The sequence below is a fragment of the Flavobacterium sp. DG2-3 genome, from assembly GCF_030730925.1.
GTDB lineage: Bacteria > Bacteroidota > Bacteroidia > Flavobacteriales > Flavobacteriaceae > Flavobacterium.
The window spans coordinates 46560-68807 of the sequence record NZ_JAVAMB010000002.1 but is presented as its reverse complement, the minus strand read 5'-3'; the positions used below and the strand labels follow the sequence as shown (position 1 = coordinate 68807).

The 22248-nt window shown below is 33.2% G+C and carries 18 protein-coding genes; 16 read left to right on the top strand and 2 right to left on the bottom strand.

The annotated features are described in order from the left end of the window. Positions 1-15: 15 nt before the first annotated feature. Positions 16-510, top strand: coding sequence for a GNAT family N-acetyltransferase (locus Q9Q97_RS04285; protein WP_306154944.1), 495 nt, complete (start codon positions 16-18; stop codon positions 508-510). A 154-nt stretch (positions 511-664) separates the two neighbouring features. On the opposite strand, the gene Q9Q97_RS04280 is transcribed toward Q9Q97_RS04285, so the two are convergent. After that, positions 665-1249, bottom strand: a complete 585-nt coding sequence (locus tag Q9Q97_RS04280) for a glutathione peroxidase (protein ID WP_306154942.1) — start codon at positions 1247-1249, stop codon at positions 665-667. Between the two features lie 761 nt (positions 1250-2010). Here Q9Q97_RS04280 and Q9Q97_RS04275 point away from each other — a divergent pair. From Q9Q97_RS04275 to Q9Q97_RS04260, 4 genes are all read left to right on the top strand, one after another. After that, the gene (locus Q9Q97_RS04275) at positions 2011-2541 is read left to right on the top strand and encodes an RNA polymerase sigma factor (protein WP_306154941.1); all 531 of its coding nucleotides are present in this window, start codon (positions 2011-2013) and stop codon (positions 2539-2541) included. Then, positions 2541-3329, top strand: coding sequence for an anti-sigma factor (locus Q9Q97_RS04270; protein WP_306154939.1), 789 nt, complete (start codon positions 2541-2543; stop codon positions 3327-3329). Before Q9Q97_RS04275 ends, Q9Q97_RS04270 begins: the two co-directional genes overlap by 1 nt. 101 nt (positions 3330-3430) lie before the next feature. After that, on the top strand, positions 3431-3817 hold the full coding sequence (locus tag Q9Q97_RS04265; RefSeq protein ID WP_306154937.1) for a DoxX family protein: 387 nt from the start codon (positions 3431-3433) through the stop codon (positions 3815-3817). A 5-nt stretch (positions 3818-3822) separates the two neighbouring features. Beyond that, positions 3823-4554 (top strand): DUF3667 domain-containing protein, encoded by a 732-nt coding sequence (locus Q9Q97_RS04260; protein WP_306154935.1) that lies wholly within the window; start codon positions 3823-3825, stop codon positions 4552-4554. 490 nt (positions 4555-5044) lie between these two features. On the opposite strand, the gene ccsA is transcribed toward Q9Q97_RS04260, so the two are convergent. Further along, on the bottom strand, positions 5045-8272 hold the full coding sequence (gene ccsA, locus Q9Q97_RS04255) for a cytochrome c biogenesis protein CcsA (protein ID WP_306154933.1): 3228 nt from the start codon (positions 8270-8272) through the stop codon (positions 5045-5047). A 288-nt stretch (positions 8273-8560) separates the two neighbouring features. Between ccsA and Q9Q97_RS04250 the strand changes: the two genes are divergently transcribed. The 11 genes from Q9Q97_RS04250 (at position 8561) to Q9Q97_RS04200 (ending at position 22152) form a co-directional block, all read left to right on the top strand. Further along, positions 8561-9322 carry a Rossmann-like and DUF2520 domain-containing protein gene (locus Q9Q97_RS04250; RefSeq protein WP_306154931.1) on the top strand — a complete coding sequence of 254 codons (762 nt, stop codon included), beginning with the start codon at positions 8561-8563 and terminating at the stop codon, positions 9320-9322. Then, the gene (locus Q9Q97_RS04245; protein ID WP_306154929.1) at positions 9306-9833 is read left to right on the top strand and encodes an HAD family hydrolase; all 528 of its coding nucleotides are present in this window, start codon (positions 9306-9308) and stop codon (positions 9831-9833) included. The genes Q9Q97_RS04250 and Q9Q97_RS04245 overlap by 17 nt, the downstream gene beginning before the upstream one ends. Positions 9834-9916: 83 nt before the next feature. After that, positions 9917-10843 (top strand): geranylgeranylglycerol-phosphate geranylgeranyltransferase, encoded by a 927-nt coding sequence (locus Q9Q97_RS04240; protein WP_306154927.1) that lies wholly within the window; start codon positions 9917-9919, stop codon positions 10841-10843. Continuing rightward, a complete protein-coding gene (locus Q9Q97_RS04235) occupies positions 10836-11420 on the top strand; it encodes a Maf-like protein (RefSeq protein ID WP_306154925.1) in 585 nt (194 codons plus the stop codon). Before Q9Q97_RS04240 ends, Q9Q97_RS04235 begins: the two co-directional genes overlap by 8 nt. A gap of 10 nt (positions 11421-11430) precedes the next feature. Further along, positions 11431-11961: a mechanosensitive ion channel domain-containing protein gene (locus Q9Q97_RS04230; protein ID WP_306154923.1), complete on the top strand. Its 531-nt coding sequence runs from the start codon at positions 11431-11433 to the stop codon at positions 11959-11961. Between the two features lie 101 nt (positions 11962-12062). Next, positions 12063-13163, top strand: coding sequence for an AI-2E family transporter (locus tag Q9Q97_RS04225; RefSeq protein ID WP_306154921.1), 1101 nt, complete (start codon positions 12063-12065; stop codon positions 13161-13163). A 78-nt stretch (positions 13164-13241) separates the two neighbouring features. Beyond that, positions 13242-15074: a hypothetical protein gene (locus tag Q9Q97_RS04220; RefSeq protein ID WP_306154920.1), complete on the top strand. Its 1833-nt coding sequence runs from the start codon at positions 13242-13244 to the stop codon at positions 15072-15074. 177 nt (positions 15075-15251) lie between these two features. Continuing rightward, the gene (locus tag Q9Q97_RS04215; protein WP_306154917.1) at positions 15252-15770 is read left to right on the top strand and encodes a hypothetical protein; all 519 of its coding nucleotides are present in this window, start codon (positions 15252-15254) and stop codon (positions 15768-15770) included. A gap of 206 nt (positions 15771-15976) precedes the next feature. Further along, positions 15977-17602, top strand: a complete 1626-nt coding sequence (locus tag Q9Q97_RS04210) for a hypothetical protein (protein WP_306154915.1) — start codon at positions 15977-15979, stop codon at positions 17600-17602. Between the two features lie 176 nt (positions 17603-17778). Beyond that, complete coding sequence (locus tag Q9Q97_RS04205) at positions 17779-20310, top strand: PIG-L family deacetylase (RefSeq protein ID WP_306154912.1); 2532 nt, start codon at positions 17779-17781, stop codon at positions 20308-20310. Between the two features lie 114 nt (positions 20311-20424). Beyond that, entirely contained in the window at positions 20425-22152 is a 1728-nt protein-coding gene (locus Q9Q97_RS04200) for a sodium:solute symporter (protein WP_306154910.1), read from the top strand. Positions 22153-22248 lie beyond the last annotated feature (96 nt).

Sequence of the window (22248 nt, the reverse complement as noted above, 5' to 3'; positions counted from 1 at the left end):
CCGTAATAATTACCAATGAGCATTATTTTAAGACCTGCAACAGCAAACGATTTGCAAAAAATTCTAGAAATTGTAAACCATTCTATTTTACATACAACTGCAAATTACAGTTACGAAACGCAAACTTTAGAAGTTCAGACCAAATGGTTTGAAGATAAAAGAGCTAAAAATCTTCCTGTAATTGTAGCCGATCTGGATGGCGAAGTAGTTGGTTTTGGGAGTTATGGGCAATTTAGAGAAAAAATAGGCTATCAATATACGGTAGAACATTCTGTATATGTAGTAGATAACATTATAGGTAAAGGAATTGGTTCTAAACTTTTAACAGAATTAATTCGCTTAGCCAAAGAGCAAGGTTATCATGTTATGATTGGCGCAATCGACGCAGATAACGCAGGAAGCATTGCTTTTCATGAAAAATTCGGTTTTGTTGCTACAGGAACGATTCGTGAAGTGGGCTACAAATTTGACCATTGGCTGGATTTGGTTTTTATGCAGCTTATTCTATAATAATTAAACATTACAATTTTGTCAGGCTGAGCGGAGTCGAAGCCACGTTTGCTGAATCACTTTGTGGGGCTTCGACTCCGCTCAGCCTGAAAAAAAAAAATCCGTAAATCTTAAAAATTTTAGATTTACGGATTTTTTATCAATTTATGTTTTCTTAGCTCTTAATCCAGTTGATTACTTCTGGCTCAGTAACTAAAGTTTTTGGTTTAATAACTTTAACCAATTCTCCTTTTTCGTTGATTAGGTATTTTTGAAAGTTCCATTCTACTTCAGAATCCTGCAATCCGTTTCTTGATTTTTCAGTTAAGAATTTATAAACGTCACACATATCGCTTCCTTTAACTGAAACTTTATTCATCATCGGAAAAGTCACGCCATAATTCTGCTGGCAAAAAGTTTCGATTTCTTTAGCTGTTCCAGGTTCTTGTGAAGCAAAATTATTGGCAGGAAAACCTACTATTACAAATCCTTTGTCTTTATATTCTTTATAAACAGCTTCTAAATCTTTGTATTGAGGCGTCAATCCGCATTTTGATGCTGTATTGACAATCATAATTTTTTTCCCTTTTAGCGAAGCAAAATCAAAAGTGTCTCCTGATAAATCTTCTACTTTAAACTGATAAATGGTTTCTTTTGTCATGGTTTTATCTGTTTTAGATAATTTAGTTGTACTCGTTTGAGCATTAGTCTGAGTGCTTAATAAAGCGGCTCCAAATAATATAAAAAGTATTTTTTTCATCTTGTAATTTTTTATAAAATTAGGCAAAAATCATTTTCTACAAATTTAATTTTTGCTAATCAAAAGTTAAATAAAAAAATGAAGCCTAACGTTAATCAGACGTTAGGCTTCCCCCCATACAAACAAATCAAACCATGAATTAATATTATGCTATCTTTTATAAAATATAGTTGATGACTCGGTTATTTTCGAAAATTTCTTTCCCCCAATATGCTAAACGTGTTCAAAAAATATTTAAATGGCTTGTATGATGTAAATTAAAATCCTAAAATTATTCGAGAAACATATTAAAGAAATCTTCTGTTTTGGAAGTCCGAGTACATCAACTATTCAATATCTTTTTATTTTTATTTTATCAAATCCTAATTCTTAACTGCTACACTAGTTGCGCTACCTAATAAAGTCTTTTTTACAAAATCTTTTTTAGCACAAACACTCAAAGTCAAAACTGTTGTTAATCCAACTATTAATATTCTGACTATTATTTTGCTATCCATACGTCTTTAATAATATTATAACAACAGCTTTTTTACTGACTTATATAAGATCTTTCTCATCTTATTAAATACATTTACGTAATCGGATTGTTTTTGGTTTTAAAAAATGTGAGAAAAAATGCGTTTTTTTTCTGAAGCCCTTATTTTCTTAGGGTTTGGACTGTTAAAAAAAATACAAAAATCAAAGAAAAATAAATTAACTTTATAAACAGGTTAGCATATAACGGCTTAACTTTTAATGTTTAAACTTAAAAATCCAAATCTATGAGTCAAGAAGAACTGCTAGTTTTAATTTACAAAAAGGACGAAAAAGCTTTTACGCACTTGTACGATATGTACTCAAAGAGCTTATTTTCTGTCATTCATGTCCTAATCAAGAATCGCGAAGAGGCAGAAGATGTGCTTCAGGATGTTTTTGTCAAAATCTGGAAAAACATCGATTCTTATAACGAGAGTAAAGGACGGTTTTACACTTGGATCCTTAATATCGCTAGAAACACCTCTATCGATAAACTTCGTTCTAAAGACTATAATAACACACAAAAAAACCTTTCATCAGATAATTTCGTAAATCTCTTAGACGAGAGCAATAAATTGAGCCACAAACTTGATGCAATAGGAATTCAGGAATTTGTAAAAAAACTGAAACCAAAATGTATCGAAATAATCAATTTGTTATTCTTTAAAGGATATACCCAGCAAGAAGCTTCAGAAGAATTGGCAATGCCACTGGGGACTATCAAAACACAAAACAGAAACTGTATTAACGATTTACGTAATTATTTGAAGATATAATGGAAGCACAAGAATATATAGAATCAGGAATTTTAGAGCTGTACGTTTATGGCCTATTAAGTGAAAAAGAAAATCTGGAAATTGCTGAACTGGCCAAAAAAGCGCCAGAAGTAGATCAGGAAATTATTTCGATCGAAAAAGCCATAATTGCACTTTCTTCTAGCTTCTCTCCTTTTCACTCTGTTGAAAATTTTGAGAAGATTAAAGCGCGTCTGGAACTGAAACATGGAAAAGTAGTCGAAATGAAGCCAGCTTCAAACTGGTCTCAGTACGTGGGCTGGGCAGCGGCAGTACTTTTACTTTTAGGTTTAGGCTACCAAACTTTAGAATTGACAAAAAGCAAAGAAGAAATCTCTACTGTTGGAAATGAGAAAAACAAAATCCAAAGAGAATTTGCTTATTTGAGCCAGCAGAATAAGGAAACGGAGAAAAACTTAGGAATTGTAAGAGACATCAAAAATACGGGTGTAACTCTTGGCGGTCAGGCTGTTTCTCCAACTTCTTTTGCAAAAGTATATTGGAATCAGCAAACCAAAACAACTTATATTGACGCGGCTGGTCTGCCAACGCCTCCAAAAGGTATGGTGTATCAAGTTTGGTCTTTAAAATTAAGTCCGGTTTTGACGCCGACAAGTATTGGTTTATTGGATAATTTTGAAGGAAATTCTCAAAAGATTTTTGCTGTAAGCCAAACAGATTCAGCAGAAGCATTTGGAATTACTTTAGAGCCAGCTGGCGGAAGTCCTACTCCAACAATGGAACAGCTTTACACTTTAGGGAAAGTCTAAAAATCAATAACTTAAAACTCTTAAGAACGCATATTAATTTATTTTGATATGCGTTTTTTTATTATTTTAGGGTTATTAATTTTCCAAAACCAACTATAATCATGAATGGAACTTTACTTCTAAGAATTGCTGTAGCTTTTATTCTGCTTACGCATTCTGTTTTCGGAATCTTTAATAACGGAATAAATGATTTTGGAAATCTCTATCTCAATAAAGTCGGATTCGCTCCTTTCGGACTTTATATAGCTTGGCTAATTAAAATATCACATATAATTGCGGCTATTCTTTTATTGCTTAATAAATATGTCAAACTCGCGGGATTTGTCACGATTTTTATTTTTATAATGGGAATTGTAATGGTTCATTTTCCAGAAGGATGGTTTGTTGTTGGCGGAGGAAGAAATGGCTGCGAATACAATTTTCTTTTAATTTGCGTTCTTTTGGCTATAATGTATCCTTCTGGTTTTTCTAAAAAAATAAATTCATAAGATTAATGGCAACAATTTGTAAAAACTGTAATACTACTTTTACTGGCAAATTTTGTAACAACTGCGGACAGACTGCAGATACACACAAAATAAATTTTCATTTTTTGTGGCATGATATACAACATGGCTTGCTGCATTTTGATGAAGGAATACCTTATTCTCTGAGGCAACTGTTTACGAGACCTGGGCATTCTATCCGTGAATTTATTGAAGGAAAAAGAGTCCGCCATTTCAAGCCTTTATCTCTAGTTGTTGTTTTAGCGACTCTTTATGGATTTTTATTTCACTACTTTCATCTTAATTATCTAAACACTAGTTCTGATAATTCTTTTGATTATGAAAGTATGAATGATTGGGTTCTCACTCATTTTTCTTGGACAACAGTTCTCACAATTCCTCTTTATACTGTAGGAACTTATATTGCTTTTAAAAACCAGGGCTATAATTTTGTCGAACTTTTTGTATTGAATACGTTTAAAGCATCACAAAGACTATTTGTTCAGATTTTGACATTTCCCGTGGCGCTTTATTTATATAAATTAGGACACTCACATTGGTTTCAGACCATCACTTATTCAATTGGATTAGTACTTATATTTTGGACTAATATTCAGTTTTTCAACAAAATGCCAAAAGCAAAAGCTTTTATTTTATCAATAGTTAGTCATCTTATATTTTTAATAATATTTATAATTATTCTCACTATTATTGTTTTAATAAGTGAAATTTTTACATAAACAAAAAGGGATTTACCACAAATAACACATACTCCTTACTGAAACAACTTTATATCATTGGTACAATCTCTATTAATTTGTTTTTAAAAAGCTCTAAATCAAAATATTAACAAATAAAAACCTATTATATTTATTTTATTTATAAGATTTATTTTACTTATTAAAAAAAATAAATTTATATTTACAAATCAAATGGTTCTGCAGAAACATTTGTTAAATTAATTGTATAACATATGAAATTTATTAGATGAAGAAAGGAGGTATATTATGGGATGGTTAGCTGAACTTTTTGCAGCTTTAGCGGGAATTTAATTCTTGATAAGCCAAATTATTATTAAAAAGGTTGTCTCACTTTTGAGACAACCTTTTTTTTGAGTTCTAAAACTCTGTTAATTGCAGAAATTTTAAAATTTTTAAAAAAAAAGGGAAAGTTCAACTATCTATTTGCTAAACTTTCCTTTTTATAAATCGATAATAATTACTTTTATAATTATTTTTTAACTTTTTTGGTTTTATAGTATTTTCTATATTTTGGATATGTTACAGCTCCAATTATTGTAATAGTAACTAAACAGTAGTAAATCCAGTTTAAAGAATGCGCTTCACCGCTTGCATACGAGTGTAAACCTACTAAGTGGAAATTTACTCCATAATAAGTAAACAAGATCGAAACAAAAGCATACATGGTCATTAAGTTGAAGAACCATTTACCTCTTAAAGCAGGAACAAAACGAGCGTGAATTACAAATGCATAAACCATAATCGAAATTAAAGCCCATGTTTCTTTTGGATCCCAACCCCAGTAACGTCCCCAACTTTCGTTTGCCCACTGTCCCCCAAGGAAGTTTCCAATAGTAAGCATGATAAGACCAATTGTAACTGCCATTTCGTTAATGTAACTTACCTCTTTAATATGCAAGTCCATCTTAGCTTTATTTTTATCATTCGTAAAGAAAATTAATACTAAAGCGACAAAACCTAAAATCATTCCTAAAGCAGTTGGACCATAACTTGCTACGATTACCGCTACGTGAATCATTAACCAATAAGAATTCAAAACAGGCTGTAAGTTTGCAATTTCTGGATCGACCCAATTTAGATTTGAAGCAAAGAAAATCATAGAGGTTACAAAAGCAGCTGAAGCAACTGTTAATTTTGATTTTCTATGGAAAGCCAAGCCAAAGAACATGGTTGACCAAGCTACATAAACTATAGACTCGTAAGCATTACTCCAAGGTGCATGACCAGAAATATACCAGCGTGCAATTAAAGCAACAGTATGCAATGCAAATATTACTCCTATTAATATATGGAAACCATTTACAGTTATACGTAAGAACTTTTTATCAAAGAAAATACTAAATAATGTAAAAATCAGCATTAAAATCCCTGCCATAGAATACCAATAAGTCATCTTTGGTAAAACATCATACGTATTATAAGCAATCTCAAGATCAATTTTTCGTTCGCTTGGACGCACTTTAGCTCCAAATTTCTTTTGGAATCCATTTATGCTTTCTACTAATTGATCTGCTGTATCCCAATTTTTAGAAATTGAAGCATTATTTAATGCGCTAAAATATAAAGGGAGAATTTGTTTCACGTAAGTAGAATCCATTCCTTTAAAACCAGCATTATCACGTTCCAGATAAGAAGCCCATTTATTATTGGAATCATTTGGAATAGGGAAAATTTTCAAAATCCTTCCGCTCAATGCAGATTCCATTATATTTACTTTTTTGTCTGTTTCAATAAAGTCTTTCTCAAACTGATTTGGATTTGCCGCTTTGTAAGCTGCATCTAAATAAGGAGACAGTTTATAATTTCCTTGTTCATCAAAGAATTTTACAAATGGCGCATATTTATCTTTTGAATCAATTCCAATGATTTTACGGATACTGTCGTTTCCTGATTTTATATAAATTATTGGAACTTGAATCCAAACCTGACCGTATTGCGTCATCGATAAAAATACCTGATCAGAATTCATTCCGTTGTACTTATCATTATGACTTACTTTACGAAGAAGTTCAGATGAAAACGTATTAATCGGCTTCATTCTTCCTCCAGCATCCTGAATAATTAAACGTCCAAATTTTGCTGCGTGTGCTTCTGGCGCTTTATAAATATTCAATAACGAATCTAATTGTTTTTTACTTGGTGGAGCTGTAACGTGATTCGCATGATCGTTTGGATCTGCACTATGATTATGTTCATGTTCGTGAACATGTCCCGGCGTATGAACGTGTGGTGCTTCCTGAGCAAAACCATTTAAACCAATAAATAAAACTAAGATGGTTATTAGTTTTTCTTTTTTCTTTTGAATGTTTTCTAATTTCTTTTTCAAATCTCCAAAACGAGAATGTTTAGTAAACATAATTGCCATTAAACCAATGTATAATAGAAAGTAACCAAAATAAGTGATATTCGTTCCCCAGAAATCGTGATTTACTGATAAAACAGTTCCTTTTTCGTCTGGATCAAATGAAGATTGGAAGAAACGATACCCTTGATAATCTAAAACGTGATTCATAAAAATATCAGCATCAAAAGTTTCCGTAGAGTCTTGAACTGTTACTTTACTTTTATATGAAGAATAACTTTTCTCTGTACCAGGGTATTTTTCAGCAATAAAGTCATTCAAACGAATTTTAAATGGTAAAACATAAGCTTTGCTTCCGTAGAATAAAGAATATTCGATATTGCCAATTTTTACTGTTTTAGCTTCTCCAATCTGACCTTTAGATCCCATAAGCATTACTTCTTTCTCCTGCCCTTCCGCTTTTACTTTTACAACCAAAGCATCTGTATGAGATTTTGCTTTAAAATCATTATTAGATTCATAATCTACTTTTCCTTTCATTGGAGGCTCTGGAAATACAATTCTGATATCTCCAATGCTGTATAACGAACGCATCATTAAAGGCTGTACGTTATCTTTTGTCACTTTACCTTTAAACTGATCTGCCATTCGCATAAATTCACCTTCAAATGGAGTTTGGATAGTGTATTCTTTTCCAGTTGTATTGATATTAATTGCGCCGTCTGTCTGCTTATTTAAAGCAAATAAAACATTGTGAATGTTCTGAACTTCACCTTCTTTTAGGTAGTGTTCTTCTCGCCCACCTGCTCCAGCTTCAACCAATTTAATGTATAAAGCTCCATTTGGATCTGGTTTAACCACTTCTTTCGCTCCCATGATGTAATTAGAATACGAAACTTCAAAAGGAGTCTGGTCAAATTTTCCTGAAATGCTGAAATTATTATTGGTAACGGGAGAAAGTAAAAGGCTTTTTTCAAAAACTCTTCTTCTTGGCTGACCTTTATATTCGCCATCAGCAAAAATGGTTAGAAAGGTTTTATCTGAATAAACTTGATTTTCAGCTGCTCCTTCACGAATTGGCATCATTCCTTCATAACTGATATAACGTGTAATGAAAGCTCCTAAAATGATAAAAACAAAGGCAAGGTGCAGTAAAAGCGTTGCCCATTTTTCTTTTTTATGAAGTTGGTATTTTTTGATGTTTCCGAAGAAATTGATCATAAAGATGGCCATAATTGCCTCAAACCACCAAGTATTGTAAATTAGTATTCTGGCTGTATCGGTGTTGTATTTACTTTCGATAAAAGTTCCAACACCCATTGCAATTGCAAATGTTAAAAAAAGAACGGCCATTAATCGTGTAGAAAACAAAAAAGAGAATATTTTTTTATCCATTTCTTAGGAATTACATTGTATAAAAGTGCGACAAAAGTACTTAAAAATGTTGATTAGCAGGCTTCGGCTTTTGTTAATAAAAACCAAAAATAAAGACTATTTTTCAAACAAATTGATAATATAGAAAGTTTTAACTTACAAATTAAATGTGTTTTTTCTGAATAGTTGCTTTTATAGAAAAAGTGTTGAAATTCTAACAAAACTCAATAGGCAATAAAAACTTGAAAAAAGCATTATCACTATTCATTAGCTCTTCGCATTAAAAAAAATAATACTAATTTTGCTTTCATGATTCAGATAACAATAATCGGTTCCGGCAACGTTGCACAGCATTTGATAAAGGCATTTTCTGCCAGCAAAATTGTTGAAATTAAACAGGTTTTTTCGCGAAAGCGAGAAGGTTTACTTCATTTAATTGATTCTGAAAAGATTGTGAATAATCTAGAGGATTTAGAACCCGCTGATCTGCATATTATTTCTGTTTCAGATAATGCTATTACAGAAGTTTCAGAACAGCTTCCTTTCAACAATCAGTTGGTTGCGCATACTTCAGGAACATCTTCTATAGCACTTTTAGATCCTAAAAACAGACGAGGCGTTTTTTATCCGCTTCAGACATTTTCTAAGAATAAAACATTAGATTATACAATTATTCCTTTCTGTCTGGAAGCAGAAAACACAGCTGATTTTAAGCTTTTGGAAACCATTGCAAAAAGTGTTTCTACAGCAGTTTATCCTATAAGTTCAGAACAGCGTAAAGCGCTTCACGTCGCTGCAGTTTTTGTGAGCAATTTTACGAATCATTTATACCAAATGGGACAGGAAATTTGTGAAGAAAATCAGGTTCCTTTTGCTGTTTTAAGACCTTTAATTCAGGAAACTGCAGATAAAATCAATACGCTTGATCCAATCGACGCACAAACTGGTCCAGCCGTGCGCCACGATTCTATTACTACCGATGCACATGTGGCTTTTTTACAAGACGAAAACAAAAAAAATATCTATAAAATCCTAACACAATCTATACAGCATAATGGCAAAAAGTTATAAAGAAATAATGAATGACATCACAACGTTTGTTTTTGATGTAGACGGCGTACTTACAGACAGTTCAGTTTTTGTAACCAATGAAGGCGAAATGTTAAGAACAATGAATATACGTGATGGTTATGCTATGAAAGCGGCAATTGAAAGCGGTTACCATGTCTGCATTATTTCTGGAGGAAGCAATGAAGGCGTTCGTATTCGTCTTAATAATCTAGGGGTTAAAGATGTTCATTTAGGAACTCCTGACAAAGTAAAAACATTGCAAGAATATATAGATACAAACAATATCAAACACGAAAATGTATTGTATATGGGAGATGACATTCCAGATTTTCATGTTATGAAATTAGTAGGTCTTCCAACTTGCCCGCAAGATGCTAGTCCAGAAATTAAAAATATCTGCCGCTATATTTCGCATGTAAAAGGCGGACGTGGCGCCGTGAGAGACGTAATTGAACAAGTAATGAAAGTGCAGGGAAAATGGATGGATTACTTTAACGGAAAACACGATTAAATAATTTTAAATTTCTGATTTTAGATTTTAGATTAAAGAAAACTCAGAACCTTAGCCCCTTAGCAACTCAGAACCTTAGAAAAATGAAATTCCTAAATCTTATTCGATATAAAAATTTATTAATGCTTGCTTTTATGCAGCTGCTCTTTCGTTATGCTTTTTTAAAACAACAGGAAGTTCCGCTAGCATTGGCCGATTGGCAGTACGGATTACTGGTTCTAAGCACCGTTTTATTGGCTGCGGCAGGTTACGTAATCAATAATATTTATGATGTAGGAACCGATACTATTAATAAGCCAAACGATGTTGTGGTTGGAAAAGGAATCTCAGAAACTGCTGCCTATAACATTTATATCGGATTGAATATTTCTGGAGTTGCCATCGGTTTTATTTTGTCTAATATTATCATGAGGCCGACTTTTGCGTCGCTTTTTATTCTAATTGCTTCCCTTTTATATTTTTATGCGACAACGCTAAAACAAATCATGATTTTAGGCAATTTTGTAGTTGCGTTGCTTTTAGCGGCAAGCGTATTAATTATTGGTGTTTTTGATCTTTTTCCTGCTACAACTGGCGAAAATCAAGCGCAAATGGCGAGTCTTTTTTCAATTCTGACCGATTATGCTTTGTTTGCTTTCATGATCAATTTTATTCGCGAAATCGTAAAAGACATTGAAGATGTAAATGGCGATTACAATATGGGATTTAATACACTCCCAGTGGCAATCGGGGTGAACAGAGCGGCAAAAATTGCTTTAGGTTTTGCGATTGTTGCATTTATTATGTGTGGACTTTACTGCAATACTTATTTCATGCAAAATAAGCTTTACATAGCCGTATTTTATGCTTTTGTAACGGTTTTAGCGCCTTTGCTTTATTTTATCGTGAAAATTTTTAGTGCCAAATCGCAGAAAGATTTTCATCATTTAAGCAGTATTTTAAAACTTATTTTGTTCTTCGGAATTTTATCAATCTTGGTTATTGCCTTAAATATCAAATACAATGCTTAAAGAAAAACTAAAAAAATATAAAATCATTTTGGCGTCGGGATCTCCGCGCAGACAACAGTTCTTTAAGGATTTAGACCTTGATTTTGAAATTCGCTTAAAAGATGTGGAAGAAATTTATCCTCCAGAATTAAAAGCGGCTGAAATAACCGATTATCTTGCTGAATTAAAAGCAAATGCATTTGAAGGAGAATTAAATGAAAATGAAATTCTAGTTACAAGCGACACGATTGTTTGGCATCAAAATAAAGCTTTAGGAAAGCCAAAAAATGCTGAAGAAGCTTTTGCAATGATTAAATCTATGTCGAATACTACTCACGAAGTTTTTACATCGGTTTGCTTTAAAACCAACTCCTCTTCTACCCTGATTAATGATGTTACGAAGGTAACTTTTAACGATTTGTCAGACGAGGCGATTCAATATTATATCGAAAATTACAAACCTTACGATAAAGCTGGTGCTTACGGCATTCAGGAATGGTTTGGTTTTATGGCAGTTGCAAAAGTAGAAGGCTCGTATACGAATGTTATGGGACTTCCGACAGCCAAAGTTTACGAATTTTTGACTACATTAGTGTAAAAATTTATTTATGTTTTCTTTTAAAGAGTATAGCCGAGAAATAATTGCCACAATCGTTCTTATTACTATTTTGATTGTGCTGCGAATGGTAATTGCTAAATTAATAAGACGTTTTGCTTCTACAAGTCAGTTATTTGAGCATCGTACCAATTTGGTTATCAAGTATATTAATATTCTGATGAACATTCTCATTGTAACAAGTCTAATTGTGATATGGGGAGTTCAGACAGAAGATATTTTTCTCACTATTTCATCGATTGCAACGGTAATTGGCGTTGCTATGTTTGCGCAATGGTCTATTCTGAGCAACATTACCTCTGGAATGGTTTTATTTTTCTCCTTCCCTTTCCGAATTGGAGACACGATTAAAATACACGACAAAGATTTCCCTATAGAGGCTGAAATTGAAGATATTAATACTTTTCATGTAAGCTTAAAAACGAAAGAAGGAGAAAAAATTGTTTTTCCTAATAATTTACTGTTGCAAAAAGGAATTTCAATCATTCCGGCAAAGTATGAAGAGCGCGAGTTTTTTGACTAAAATCTAATGGGAATTTTATAACGGCCAGAAAAAAAGCTAGAACAGAAAAAGACAAATAAAGTGTAATATTTGTTTTATAAATTCAGCTAAATAAAAATAAAATGACTCGGCCCATAACTTTACCGTTCTATGCAAAACTTTCCTTTATTCTTGTAACTTTAATTTGTTTTGCATTCATTTTTTGTCTCGGAAAAAATATACTTACACCAATTCTAATGGCATTTTTATTTGCCGTTTTATTGCTTCCGATTTTTACATTTTTAAACACCAAACTTAAGTTTCCTAGGCACCTTGCGGCGTTAATCTGTATGATCATTTTTATATCGGTGATAGCTGGAATTCTGGTCTTTATTTCCTATCAAGTCACCTACATGGCAAATGATTTTGATACGATAAAGAAAAATGCAAATGCTTTTATCCTTGAAATTCATAAATTCATACGAGAGAATTTTGAGGTCAGTATAGGTGAACAAAAAAAATACTTGGATTCTGTTACTCAAGACTCAGTTAAAACAGGTCAGGCAAAATTGGGATCGTTTATAATTTCTATAAGTGATGTTCTTTTAGACAGCACAATTATGATTATTTATACTTTTCTATTTCTAATTTATAAAGAGCACTTTAAACTGTTTTTTGCGAAACTAATCAAAAAAGAAAATCATGATGTTTTGCAGGATATTTTAGGACAGATAAAAGTTTCGATCAACAATTATATCGTAAGTTTAATTATCGAAATGATTGTGGTTTCGGTCTTAACCAGTTTGGGGCTATGGATAATTGGCATTAAATACTTCATTCTGCTCGGATTAATTACGGGAATTTTGAATCTTATTCCGTATATCGGAATTACAATTGCTGGAATTATTACTGTCCTCGCATCTTTAACAGGCTCTGGAGAAATGTCAGTAATTACCGGAATCCTTATTGTAAATATTATTGTCCAATTTATTGATAATAATCTGCTTGTTCCTTTAATTATTAATTCTAAAGTAGAAATAAACGCTTTTGTTTCCATTATGGGAATTATTGTTGGCGGTGCGGCTGCCGGAATTGCCGGAATGTTTTTAGCCATCCCGCTTTTGGCTATCTTAAAAATCATTTTTGACCGAATTGAATCGCTTTCGGCCTGGGGTTATCTCATGGGAAATCATGTGCCCCGAAAATTTGCTTGGAGGAAAAGAAAAATTCCAGCAGAAAATTAAAAAAGCGTTATGCTAGCATAGCATTTATTTATTCCTTATATTCATAAAACTTAATCTTTATTAGAAGAAAATTACCGCATGTCTTTACATCAAAAAATACTGTTTTTTATTTTGCTGTGCTTTTGCTTACAAAGCGGATATGCGCAAGTAGATCAGAATAAAAAAGAGCCAAAAACCAAAAAAGACAGTACGGAGATTTATACCAAAATTAGAAATTACTCTAAGAAAAATAAATTTACGCAGACCATGCATAAATTGTTTTTCAGATCTAAAAAGTCTAAGAAAAAAGAAGAATTGCTTGTTAAGATTGATTCGACCAATTACGAAGGAAAAATTATTCGAAAAATCAATATTATTACGTTAGATCCTTTTGGACATTCGGTTGCCGATACCACTCAAATGCCTAAAAATTGGGGAGAAAGAATGGGTAACCGACTTCACTTAAAAACAAAAAAAATAGCGATTTATAATTTGTTGCTTTTTAAGAAAAATACACCTTACAATACTTATAAAGTTCTGGAGTCTGAACGTTTGATTCGTGCACAGCGTTATGTTACGGCTGTTCGAATTTCGAATCAGAGTGTTGGACAAGCTTCAGATTCAGTAGATGTTACGATTCGTGTTTTGGATTCCTGGAGTACGATTCCGAGGTTTTCTATTTCGAGTAATCGAGTTTCCGTAGGTTTTAAAGAAAAAGATTTTTTTGGCTCTGGTCAGCAATTAGAATATCGTTTTACAAACCGCTTTGATGACGGACGAACTGCTAATGAAGCTACTTATACGGTTCCGAATATTAAAAATACTTATATTGGAACTGTTCTCCATTATAATATGGACTTAGACAATAATTATATTAAAAGTATAAATGTTGAGCGAGACTTCTACTCTCCTCTGACCAAATGGGCTGGTGGTGTATATGTAGATGAATATTTTCGTAAAGATACCCTTCAGGCTCCCGATCTTACGTATGCTTACCAACCTGTAAAATATACCTCTCAAGATCTTTGGGCGGGACGCGCTTTTAAAGTTTTTGAAGATCCTCATAAAGCCATTACCAATCTTATTGCGACGGCAAGATTTATGAATAAAAATTTCAGTGAAACACCAACTGAAGAATACGATCCTGATCATTTTTTTTCTGACGAAAAGCTGATTTTAAGCGGAATAGGTTTAAACACCCGAAAATTTATTCAGGATAGTTATATTTTTAGAAATGGACAGACCGAAGACGTCGCTACGGGAAGAATCTACGGAATTACTTTTGGCTATCAGTACAAAAACACTTACTGGAGGCCTTATATTGGCGCACAATATTCTTTTGGAAATTACTATCGTCTCGGTTTCTTAAGCATGAATTTTGAGGCAGGAACTTTTTTCCATCAGTCCAAAACCTATCAGACGGCATTTTTATTAGAATCAAATTATTTTACCAAGTTGTATAGTATTGGAAATTGGAAATTGAGACAATTCGTTAATCCGAAGTTTGTTATTGGCATTAATAGAGATAATATTATTGCAGATGAATTAAATATAAATGAAATTAATGGTATTCCAGGATTCAACAGTGCAGTTTACGGAACCAGTAAAGCAGTTTTATCCCTTCAAACTCAAACCTATTCGCCTCATTCTTTGTTAGGTTTTCGTTTAAACCCATTTTTTAATTATTCAGTTGCCGTATTAGGAAGTCCAGAAGTGGCTATGACCAAAAGCAAACCCTATTCTAAAATTACCGTAGGACTGCTTATCAACAATGACTATTTGGTTTTCAGTTCGTTCCAGCTTTCTCTTTCCTATTACCCAAGTATTCCGCAGCAAGGCGATAATGTTTTCAAAACCAATACCTTTGAAACCACCGATTACAAATTGCAAAATTTTGAACTCGCAAAACCTAGAATTGTCGATTACAGATAATTTTTTTACTTTTTTCTTCTAATAATTAAAGTTTTAAAATTCAAATAATTACATCTTTTCGGGTTATTCTAAATTCGATAAAATGCATTTTTATTCGACGAAAAACATCTGTTTTTATTTTTTGGCACAGTATGTGAATATCCCTATTCAAGAATAACCTTTAAAAAAATAAAAAAGATGAAAACGATAAAATTAGCAATCGCCGGATTATTTCTAATGGTTGCAAACGCCACGCAAGCCCAAGTATCGGTAAACGTAAACATTGGATCTCCACCGGCTTGGGGGCCAGCAGGATATACAGAAATGGAATATTACTATCTTCCAGATGTTGAAGCCTACTATGATGTTCGTGCTTCTCAATTCATCTATTTTGGAGGAGGAAAATGGGTAAGAGCAAGATACTTGCCTAGACAATATAGAAACTACGATTTGTATGGAGGTTACAAAGTAGTATTGACAGATTATCATGGTAGAACTCCGTACACCTACTTTGACCGTCATAAAGTAAAATACTATAGAGGATACCACGGAGCTCCGCAAAGACCTTACAAACCAAGACCGGTTTACGGTTATAGTGAGCGTCGTCATTACGATCGTAAAGACTACAAACATTACGACAAACACGATAAACACCACGGAAGACATGACCATGACGACCACGATCATGACCATGATCACGGAAGAGGAAGAAGATAATGCTAAATTACTAGTAATCAATACAAGAGAGTATCAAAAAAATGATACTCTCTTTTTTTTATGATTTGTTTAATCTGATGTTTTGTTAAAATGTTGTATATTTAATATAAATGACTGTATAACAATAAGTTTCTCTATTAAAACCCTTGTTCAATTCATTTAAACTATATATTTGCGCCGAATTTTAAAACCCAAAAAAGAAATTTATGAAAAAGAATGTTTATTTGTTTTCATTTTTAGCAATGTCACTATTAATAGGTTGTGACGATAATAATGACAACAATAACGGTGGACAATCGTCAGATAACATTACTATTACCTCAGATCAATCTACTTTAAACAAAAGGCTTGACCTAACTAATTCTGGGGTAATCTCGATCGAAAACGGTTCTTTGACAGGAAAAGTTGCTGAAACAGCGACTACTACTTTCCCTTTAGTTCAAATTGCCGAAGTTAAACCGCCAGTTGATGCAAGCGGTAGAACATTACAAGCTAGTCACGTAACAGTAAACGGAAATTATGCTTATGTTTCTTATATTATGAGAGGCGATGCTTATTCTGGAGCTATTGACGTTATTGATGTTTCAGATCCTTACAAACCTAAATTGGTTACTTCTGCCCTAATTCCAAATACTGATATTACATCTCTGACTTTCTCAGGATCAAATTTAATTATCGGAGCTGCAAAAGATGTCGATAAAGATGCTCAGCTTGCAGGAAATCCGGCAATTGTATTTAATATGCCATTAAGCTCAGGATTATTGACTAGCAATCTAACTACAAATTATTTAGAAAGCAGAGTGACAACAGATGTTGCGGCTAATGCTTCTAACTATTTTGCGGTAACAGGAGACAACGGAAGTTTGTATAAAATAAGCAGTTCTACAAAGGTAATCGCAGGAAAAGCAGCTGTAACAGATTTGCGTTCTGTTGCTCTAACAAGCGATAAAGTGGTGACTTTAAGTGGAAATAAAGGAGTTAACATCTATAATCAGTCAAATCTTGCTTTGCAAAAAAGCTTTACAACTTCTACAGATGTAAGCGGTGCAAAAAGAACGATGGATGTTGACGGAACAAAACTTTTTGTTTCTGAAGGTCCAAACGGTCTTGGCGTTTACGACATCAACAGCGGATCTAAATTGCAGACTATCGGAATTGCAACTGCTGGTGAAGACAATGTAACTAATGCCGTTTCTTACAATGACGGTTATGCATTTGTTGCAAACGGTGCTTTAGGACTTAATGTGTATCAATCTGCAACACAGCTTAATTTGTTAGGTTCTGTAGGAATCGCAGGTTCTTCAAACTACGTAAAATCAAGCGGTAACTATATTTATGTAGCAAGCGGAACAGGCGGTTTGAAAATCATTAAAATGGAAAAACCAAATACTACTTTTGCAAGCTGTTTAACTTATGGTTTGTATAATCAAGGAAGAGATTTGATTTTAAATTCTAATGAAGTAAAATCGTACCAGGGAGCAACGGCTATTAATTCAGCAATTATTAATAATGGTGCAACTTTAACACATTGCGGTTCGATTGCCGTTTTAAGCAATTTGACTTTAAACAGCGGTGGTACATTTAATATGAGAGGAAGTTTATCTCAAGGTAAATACCAGCAATCGTCTCCAACAGAATTAATTATAAACAATAATTCAGTATTAAATATTGAAGGCTCTGTTGTGATTTGGGGAGATTTAAGATTGAACAGCGGTGCTAAAATCAACTTTATTGGCAACACTTCTACAATTACTATTTATGGAAAAGTGACCAAAGGAAGCAATGTTACCATTACTGGAAACTACGTTGATACAGAGAACAAATTGAAATAAGCGACAAAGGCTCAAATATATATTTTCAAAAAGCTGTCAGAATTAAACTGGCAGCTTTTTTTTGTTTTTATTTTTAAATAACTGTCAAATAACGATCATTAACATTTCATTTAAATACTGTTCCATAAAATAATTAGTATTTTTGAAGCACTTTCAAAAAAACAATTAACCAGAATATGCGAAAAATACAGATTCAAATCATTCTTCTATTTTTTATAGGTTTCCAAATTTCATTTGCACAGCAGCCACAAAAACCAAATTCAGTTGAAATTTACAATCAAATCAAAAAATTAAACTTTTTGGGTTCAGTATTGTACGTTGCAGCGCATCCTGACGATGAAAATACTAGAATGATTTCGTATTTGGCTAATGATATGAATGCCAGAACAGGCTATTTGTCTCTTACAAGAGGCGATGGCGGACAAAACTTAATTGGTCCGCAATTGCGTGAATTGCTTGGCGTAATTAGAACTCAGGAATTAATTGAAGCTCGAAAAATAGACGGAGGAGAACAATTTTTTTCGAGAGCGAATGATTTTGGTTTTTCAAAAAATCCGTCAGAAACTTTAGATATCTGGGACAAAGATAAAGTCCTAGCCGATGTAGTTTGGACAATAAGAAAATTTCAGCCAGACATTATTATCAATAGATTTGATCATCGTTCGCCGGGTACCACGCACGGACATCACACTTCTTCTGCTATGTTGAGTGTTGAAAGTTTTAAATTGACAAACGATCCGAAAGTTTATCCCGAACAATTAAAATATGTTACGCCTTGGCAGGTAAAACGCCAATTTTTTAATCCTTCTTGGTGGTTTTACGGAAGTCAGGAAAAATTTGACGCAGCCAATAAATCAAAGTTTACTAAGCTTGAAACTGGCGTTTATTACACAGGAATCGGAAAATCAAACCAAGAAATTGCTGCTTTAAGCCGAAGCCGTCATCAGTCGCAAGGATTTGGAAGTACTGGTGTTCGCGGTGAAGAAACAGAATATCTAGAACTAATTAATGGTGAAACCCCAAAAGAACGCGATAATTTATTTGACGGAATTGACACAAGTTGGAACCGCGTTAAAAACGGAAAACCAGTTGGTGATTTGATTGCTTCTATTATCTCAAAATACGATTTCAGCAATCCTTCTGCCAGTATTCCAGATTTAGTTAAAGCGTATTCTATGATTCAAGCTTTAGACGATACGCACTGGAAAAATATTAAATCTACAGCTATAAAAAACATAATCGCATCTTGTTCAGGTTTATATCTTGAAGCTGTTGCCAATGAGCAGGAAGCAACTCCAGGAAGTACAATTAAATTAAGTATTGAAGCGATTAACAGATGTGCAGTTGGAATGCAGTTAGTTAGTGTAACAACACTTCCAGACAATCAGACTACAGCTCAAAACATTGTTTTAAAAAACAATAACGATCAGAAAATCAACCTGTCGCTACAGCTTCCAAGCAATATGGAATATACGCAGCCTTATTGGTTAAAAGAAAAAGCTACTGTTGGAATGTATACCGTTTCTAATCAGGAAATTATTGGAATTCCAGATATTATTAGAGATGCCAAAGTTATTTTTAATGTAAAAATTAACGATGTCGAAATTCCGTTTGAGCGTACTGTTGTTTATAAATACAACGACGGCGTAAAAGGCGAAATGTATAATTTTCTAGATATAGTTCCAGAAGTTACTACTTCAATTTTAGAAAGAGTTTTGCTTTTTAGAGATACTAAAAGCAAAATGATTCCGGTGAAAGTACGCGCAGGAAAAGACAATATCAAAGGAAATTTGCAATTGGAATTGCCAAAAAGCTGGAGTGTTTCTCCAAAAGAAATTCCGTTTGCTTTAGAGAAGAAAGGCACTGAACAAATCTTTTATTTTGAAGTGACACCGCCTCTTAATCCAGAAGAAACTACAGCAAAAAGCGTTGCAATTGTTGACAATAAACGTTTTGACAAAGATCAGACTATTATAGAATTCAGTCATATTACCAAACAAATGGTTTTAAAGCCAGCTGAATCAAAATTTATTAGAATGGATTTAAGAACTTCTGGCGATGCTATTGCTTATATCATGGGCGCAGGCGACGAAGTTCCTGAAAGTTTATCGCAAATGGGATACAAAGTTTCTGTTATAAAACCTGATGAAATTACGCCAGAAAAACTAGATTCTTTCAGCACTGTTATTACCGGAATCCGTGCTTACAATACCGTAAATGCTTTGGCAAATAAGCAAAACATTCTTTTCAATTTTGTAAAAAGCGGTAAAAATATGATTGTGCAGTACAATACAAACGGAAAGCTGGTAACTGATAAAATTGCTCCGTATCCGTTAAAATTATCAAATGATCGTGTAACTGAAGAAAATGCTAAAATTACTTTTCTAGCGCCAAATCATCCTGTTTTAAATACGCCAAATAAAATTTCAGAAAATGATTTTAAAGGATGGACACAAGAACAAGGCTTGTATTATCCAAATGAATACGATCCTGCCTTCACTCCTATTATTTCGTCACATGACAAAGGTGAATCTGCTAAGGACGGAGCCTTACTTGTCGCGCCATACGGAAAAGGATATTACATCTATACAGGTTTGAGTTTCTTTAGAGAACTACCAGAAGGCGTTTCTGGAGCGTATCGATTATTATCGAATATTATTTCTCTAAAACAGCCAATTGAAGCTCCTAAACAAGATCTAAAGCAATAAAATATGGAAGCTAAAAAAACAAAAAAATGGAAAAAAAGCTACACTTATGTTTTGGTAGCTAATGCAATTTATATTGCTATTTTCTTTTTAATCATGCAATTATACTCATAACCTATGCAGCTATTTGACTGGATCGTACTTATTGTCACCTTATTATTTATCGTTGGATATGGCTCTTGGAAAACCCGAGGCAGTAAAAACGTAGAGGATTTCATTTTAGGAAACAATGAAACGCCTTGGTATACTGTCGGACTTTCTGTAATGGCCACACAAGCGAGTGCGATTACCTTTTTATCTACGCCTGGACAAGCCTATCACGACGGAATGGGTTTTGTGCAATTCTATTTTGGACTTCCAATTGCCATGATTGTTATTTGTGTCACTTTTATTCCACTATATCATAAAAGCAAAGTTTTTACGGCTTACGAATTTTTAGAAAAAAGATTTGATGTTAAAACACGTTCGCTTGCCGCTATTTTGTTTTTAGTGCAAAGAGGTCTAGGAACTGGATTAACCATTTACGCGCCAGCTATTATTTTGTCAGCCCTTTTAGGATGGAATCTGACGGTAATGAATATCATTATTGGAGTAATGGTAATTATCTATACTTTTTCAGGAGGAACTAAAGCGGTAAACGTAACACAAAAACAACAGATGTTTGTGATTATGTCTGGAATGTTCATCACCTTTTTTCTGATTCTGCATTATCTTCCAAACGATATGACTTTTACCAGTGCGCTACATATTGCTGGTGCAAATGACAAAATGAATATTGTAGATTTTTCTTTTAATCCTGAAGAAAAGTATACTTTTTGGAGCGGTATTACGGGAGGTTTCTTTTTGGCACTTGCTTATTTTGGAACAGACCAATCTCAAGTTGGACGTTATTTGTCTGGAAAATCAGTTCGCGAAAGTCAGATGGGATTAATCATGAACGGACTTTTAAAAGTACCGATGCAGTTCTTTATCCTTTTGACAGGAGTTATGGTTTTTGTGTTTTTCCAATTCAATCCGGTTCCTTTAAATTTCAATCCGAATAACAAGATTGCAATTGAAAAATCGGCTTTTAAAGAAGAATATCATACTTTAGAACAAAAGTTGGTCAAACTTTCAGAAGATAAAAAAGTGATTAATTTATTGTATATCGATCAGTTGAATCAAGATTATGATAATCCGATTTTGCGTAAAGAATTGGTTGCATTGTCTAATAAAGAAAAAGATCTTCGCGATAAAGCCAAGGACATTATTTCGAGAGCTGACAGTAATACGGAAACTAATGATAAAGATTATGTTTTCTTCCATTTTATCCTGCATTATCTGCCAAAAGGCTTGATCGGATTGCTATTGGCCGTTATTCTTTCAGCAGCAATGTCTTCTACCGCTTCTGGATTAACTGCATTGGCTTCTACAACCGCAATTGACATTTACAAACGAAACCAGAAAGAAGAAAAATCCGAAAAGCATTATTTGAATGTCACTAAGTTTTTTACTCTATTTTGGGGAGTTGTAGCGATTCTATTCGCGTGCGTTGGAACTTTATTCGAAAATCTTATTCAGCTTGTAAACATTATCGGTTCAATTTTCTACGGAACCGTTTTAGGAATATTCCTTGTTGCTTTTTATTCTAAAAGAGTTAAAGCAAAACCGATGTTTATTAGTGCAATTATCAGTCAGTTGACCATTTTTGTAATATATTATTTCATGATTTACAGCCAAGAAAAACTAGGTTATTTATGGCTAAATTTTATTGGGGCTATCTTGACGATTGTATTGTCTGAAATATTGCAGTTTTTATTTTTCAGAGGAAAATCTGATGATGATAATGAGTTAATAATTGAATAAAATTTTCTTCATAAAGGAACAGATATCGTTAATAAACAAACTTCATCACTAATTAAACAAAAATCTCTCAAATAACACCGAATACCCTAGCCCTGA

What these genes read in the sequence shown, in the direction of transcription:
- Q9Q97_RS04220 (WP_306154920.1), top strand. Translation starts at nt 13,242, where the DNA reads ATGTCTTTACATCAAAAAATACTGTTTTTTATTTTGCTGTGCTTTTGC.
- ccsA (WP_306154933.1), bottom strand. Translation starts at nt 8,272, where the DNA reads ATGGATAAAAAAATATTCTCTTTTTTGTTTTCTACACGATTAATGGCC.
- Q9Q97_RS04210 (WP_306154915.1), top strand. Translation starts at nt 15,977, where the DNA reads ATGAAAAAGAATGTTTATTTGTTTTCATTTTTAGCAATGTCACTATTA.
- Q9Q97_RS04245 (WP_306154929.1), top strand. Translation starts at nt 9,306, where the DNA reads ATGGCAAAAAGTTATAAAGAAATAATGAATGACATCACAACGTTTGTT.
- Q9Q97_RS04250 (WP_306154931.1), top strand. Translation starts at nt 8,561, where the DNA reads ATGATTCAGATAACAATAATCGGTTCCGGCAACGTTGCACAGCATTTG.
- Q9Q97_RS04270 (WP_306154939.1), top strand. Translation starts at nt 2,541, where the DNA reads ATGGAAGCACAAGAATATATAGAATCAGGAATTTTAGAGCTGTACGTT.
- Q9Q97_RS04215 (WP_306154917.1), top strand. Translation starts at nt 15,252, where the DNA reads ATGAAAACGATAAAATTAGCAATCGCCGGATTATTTCTAATGGTTGCA.
- Q9Q97_RS04285 (WP_306154944.1), top strand. Translation starts at nt 16, where the DNA reads ATGAGCATTATTTTAAGACCTGCAACAGCAAACGATTTGCAAAAAATT.
- Q9Q97_RS04225 (WP_306154921.1), top strand. Translation starts at nt 12,063, where the DNA reads ATGACTCGGCCCATAACTTTACCGTTCTATGCAAAACTTTCCTTTATT.
- Q9Q97_RS04235 (WP_306154925.1), top strand. Translation starts at nt 10,836, where the DNA reads ATGCTTAAAGAAAAACTAAAAAAATATAAAATCATTTTGGCGTCGGGA.
- Q9Q97_RS04265 (WP_306154937.1), top strand. Translation starts at nt 3,431, where the DNA reads ATGAATGGAACTTTACTTCTAAGAATTGCTGTAGCTTTTATTCTGCTT.
- Q9Q97_RS04230 (WP_306154923.1), top strand. Translation starts at nt 11,431, where the DNA reads ATGTTTTCTTTTAAAGAGTATAGCCGAGAAATAATTGCCACAATCGTT.
- Q9Q97_RS04275 (WP_306154941.1), top strand. Translation starts at nt 2,011, where the DNA reads ATGAGTCAAGAAGAACTGCTAGTTTTAATTTACAAAAAGGACGAAAAA.
- Q9Q97_RS04280 (WP_306154942.1), bottom strand. Translation starts at nt 1,249, where the DNA reads ATGAAAAAAATACTTTTTATATTATTTGGAGCCGCTTTATTAAGCACT.
- Q9Q97_RS04200 (WP_306154910.1), top strand. Translation starts at nt 20,425, where the DNA reads ATGCAGCTATTTGACTGGATCGTACTTATTGTCACCTTATTATTTATC.
- Q9Q97_RS04240 (WP_306154927.1), top strand. Translation starts at nt 9,917, where the DNA reads ATGAAATTCCTAAATCTTATTCGATATAAAAATTTATTAATGCTTGCT.
- Q9Q97_RS04205 (WP_306154912.1), top strand. Translation starts at nt 17,779, where the DNA reads ATGCGAAAAATACAGATTCAAATCATTCTTCTATTTTTTATAGGTTTC.
- Q9Q97_RS04260 (WP_306154935.1), top strand. Translation starts at nt 3,823, where the DNA reads ATGGCAACAATTTGTAAAAACTGTAATACTACTTTTACTGGCAAATTT.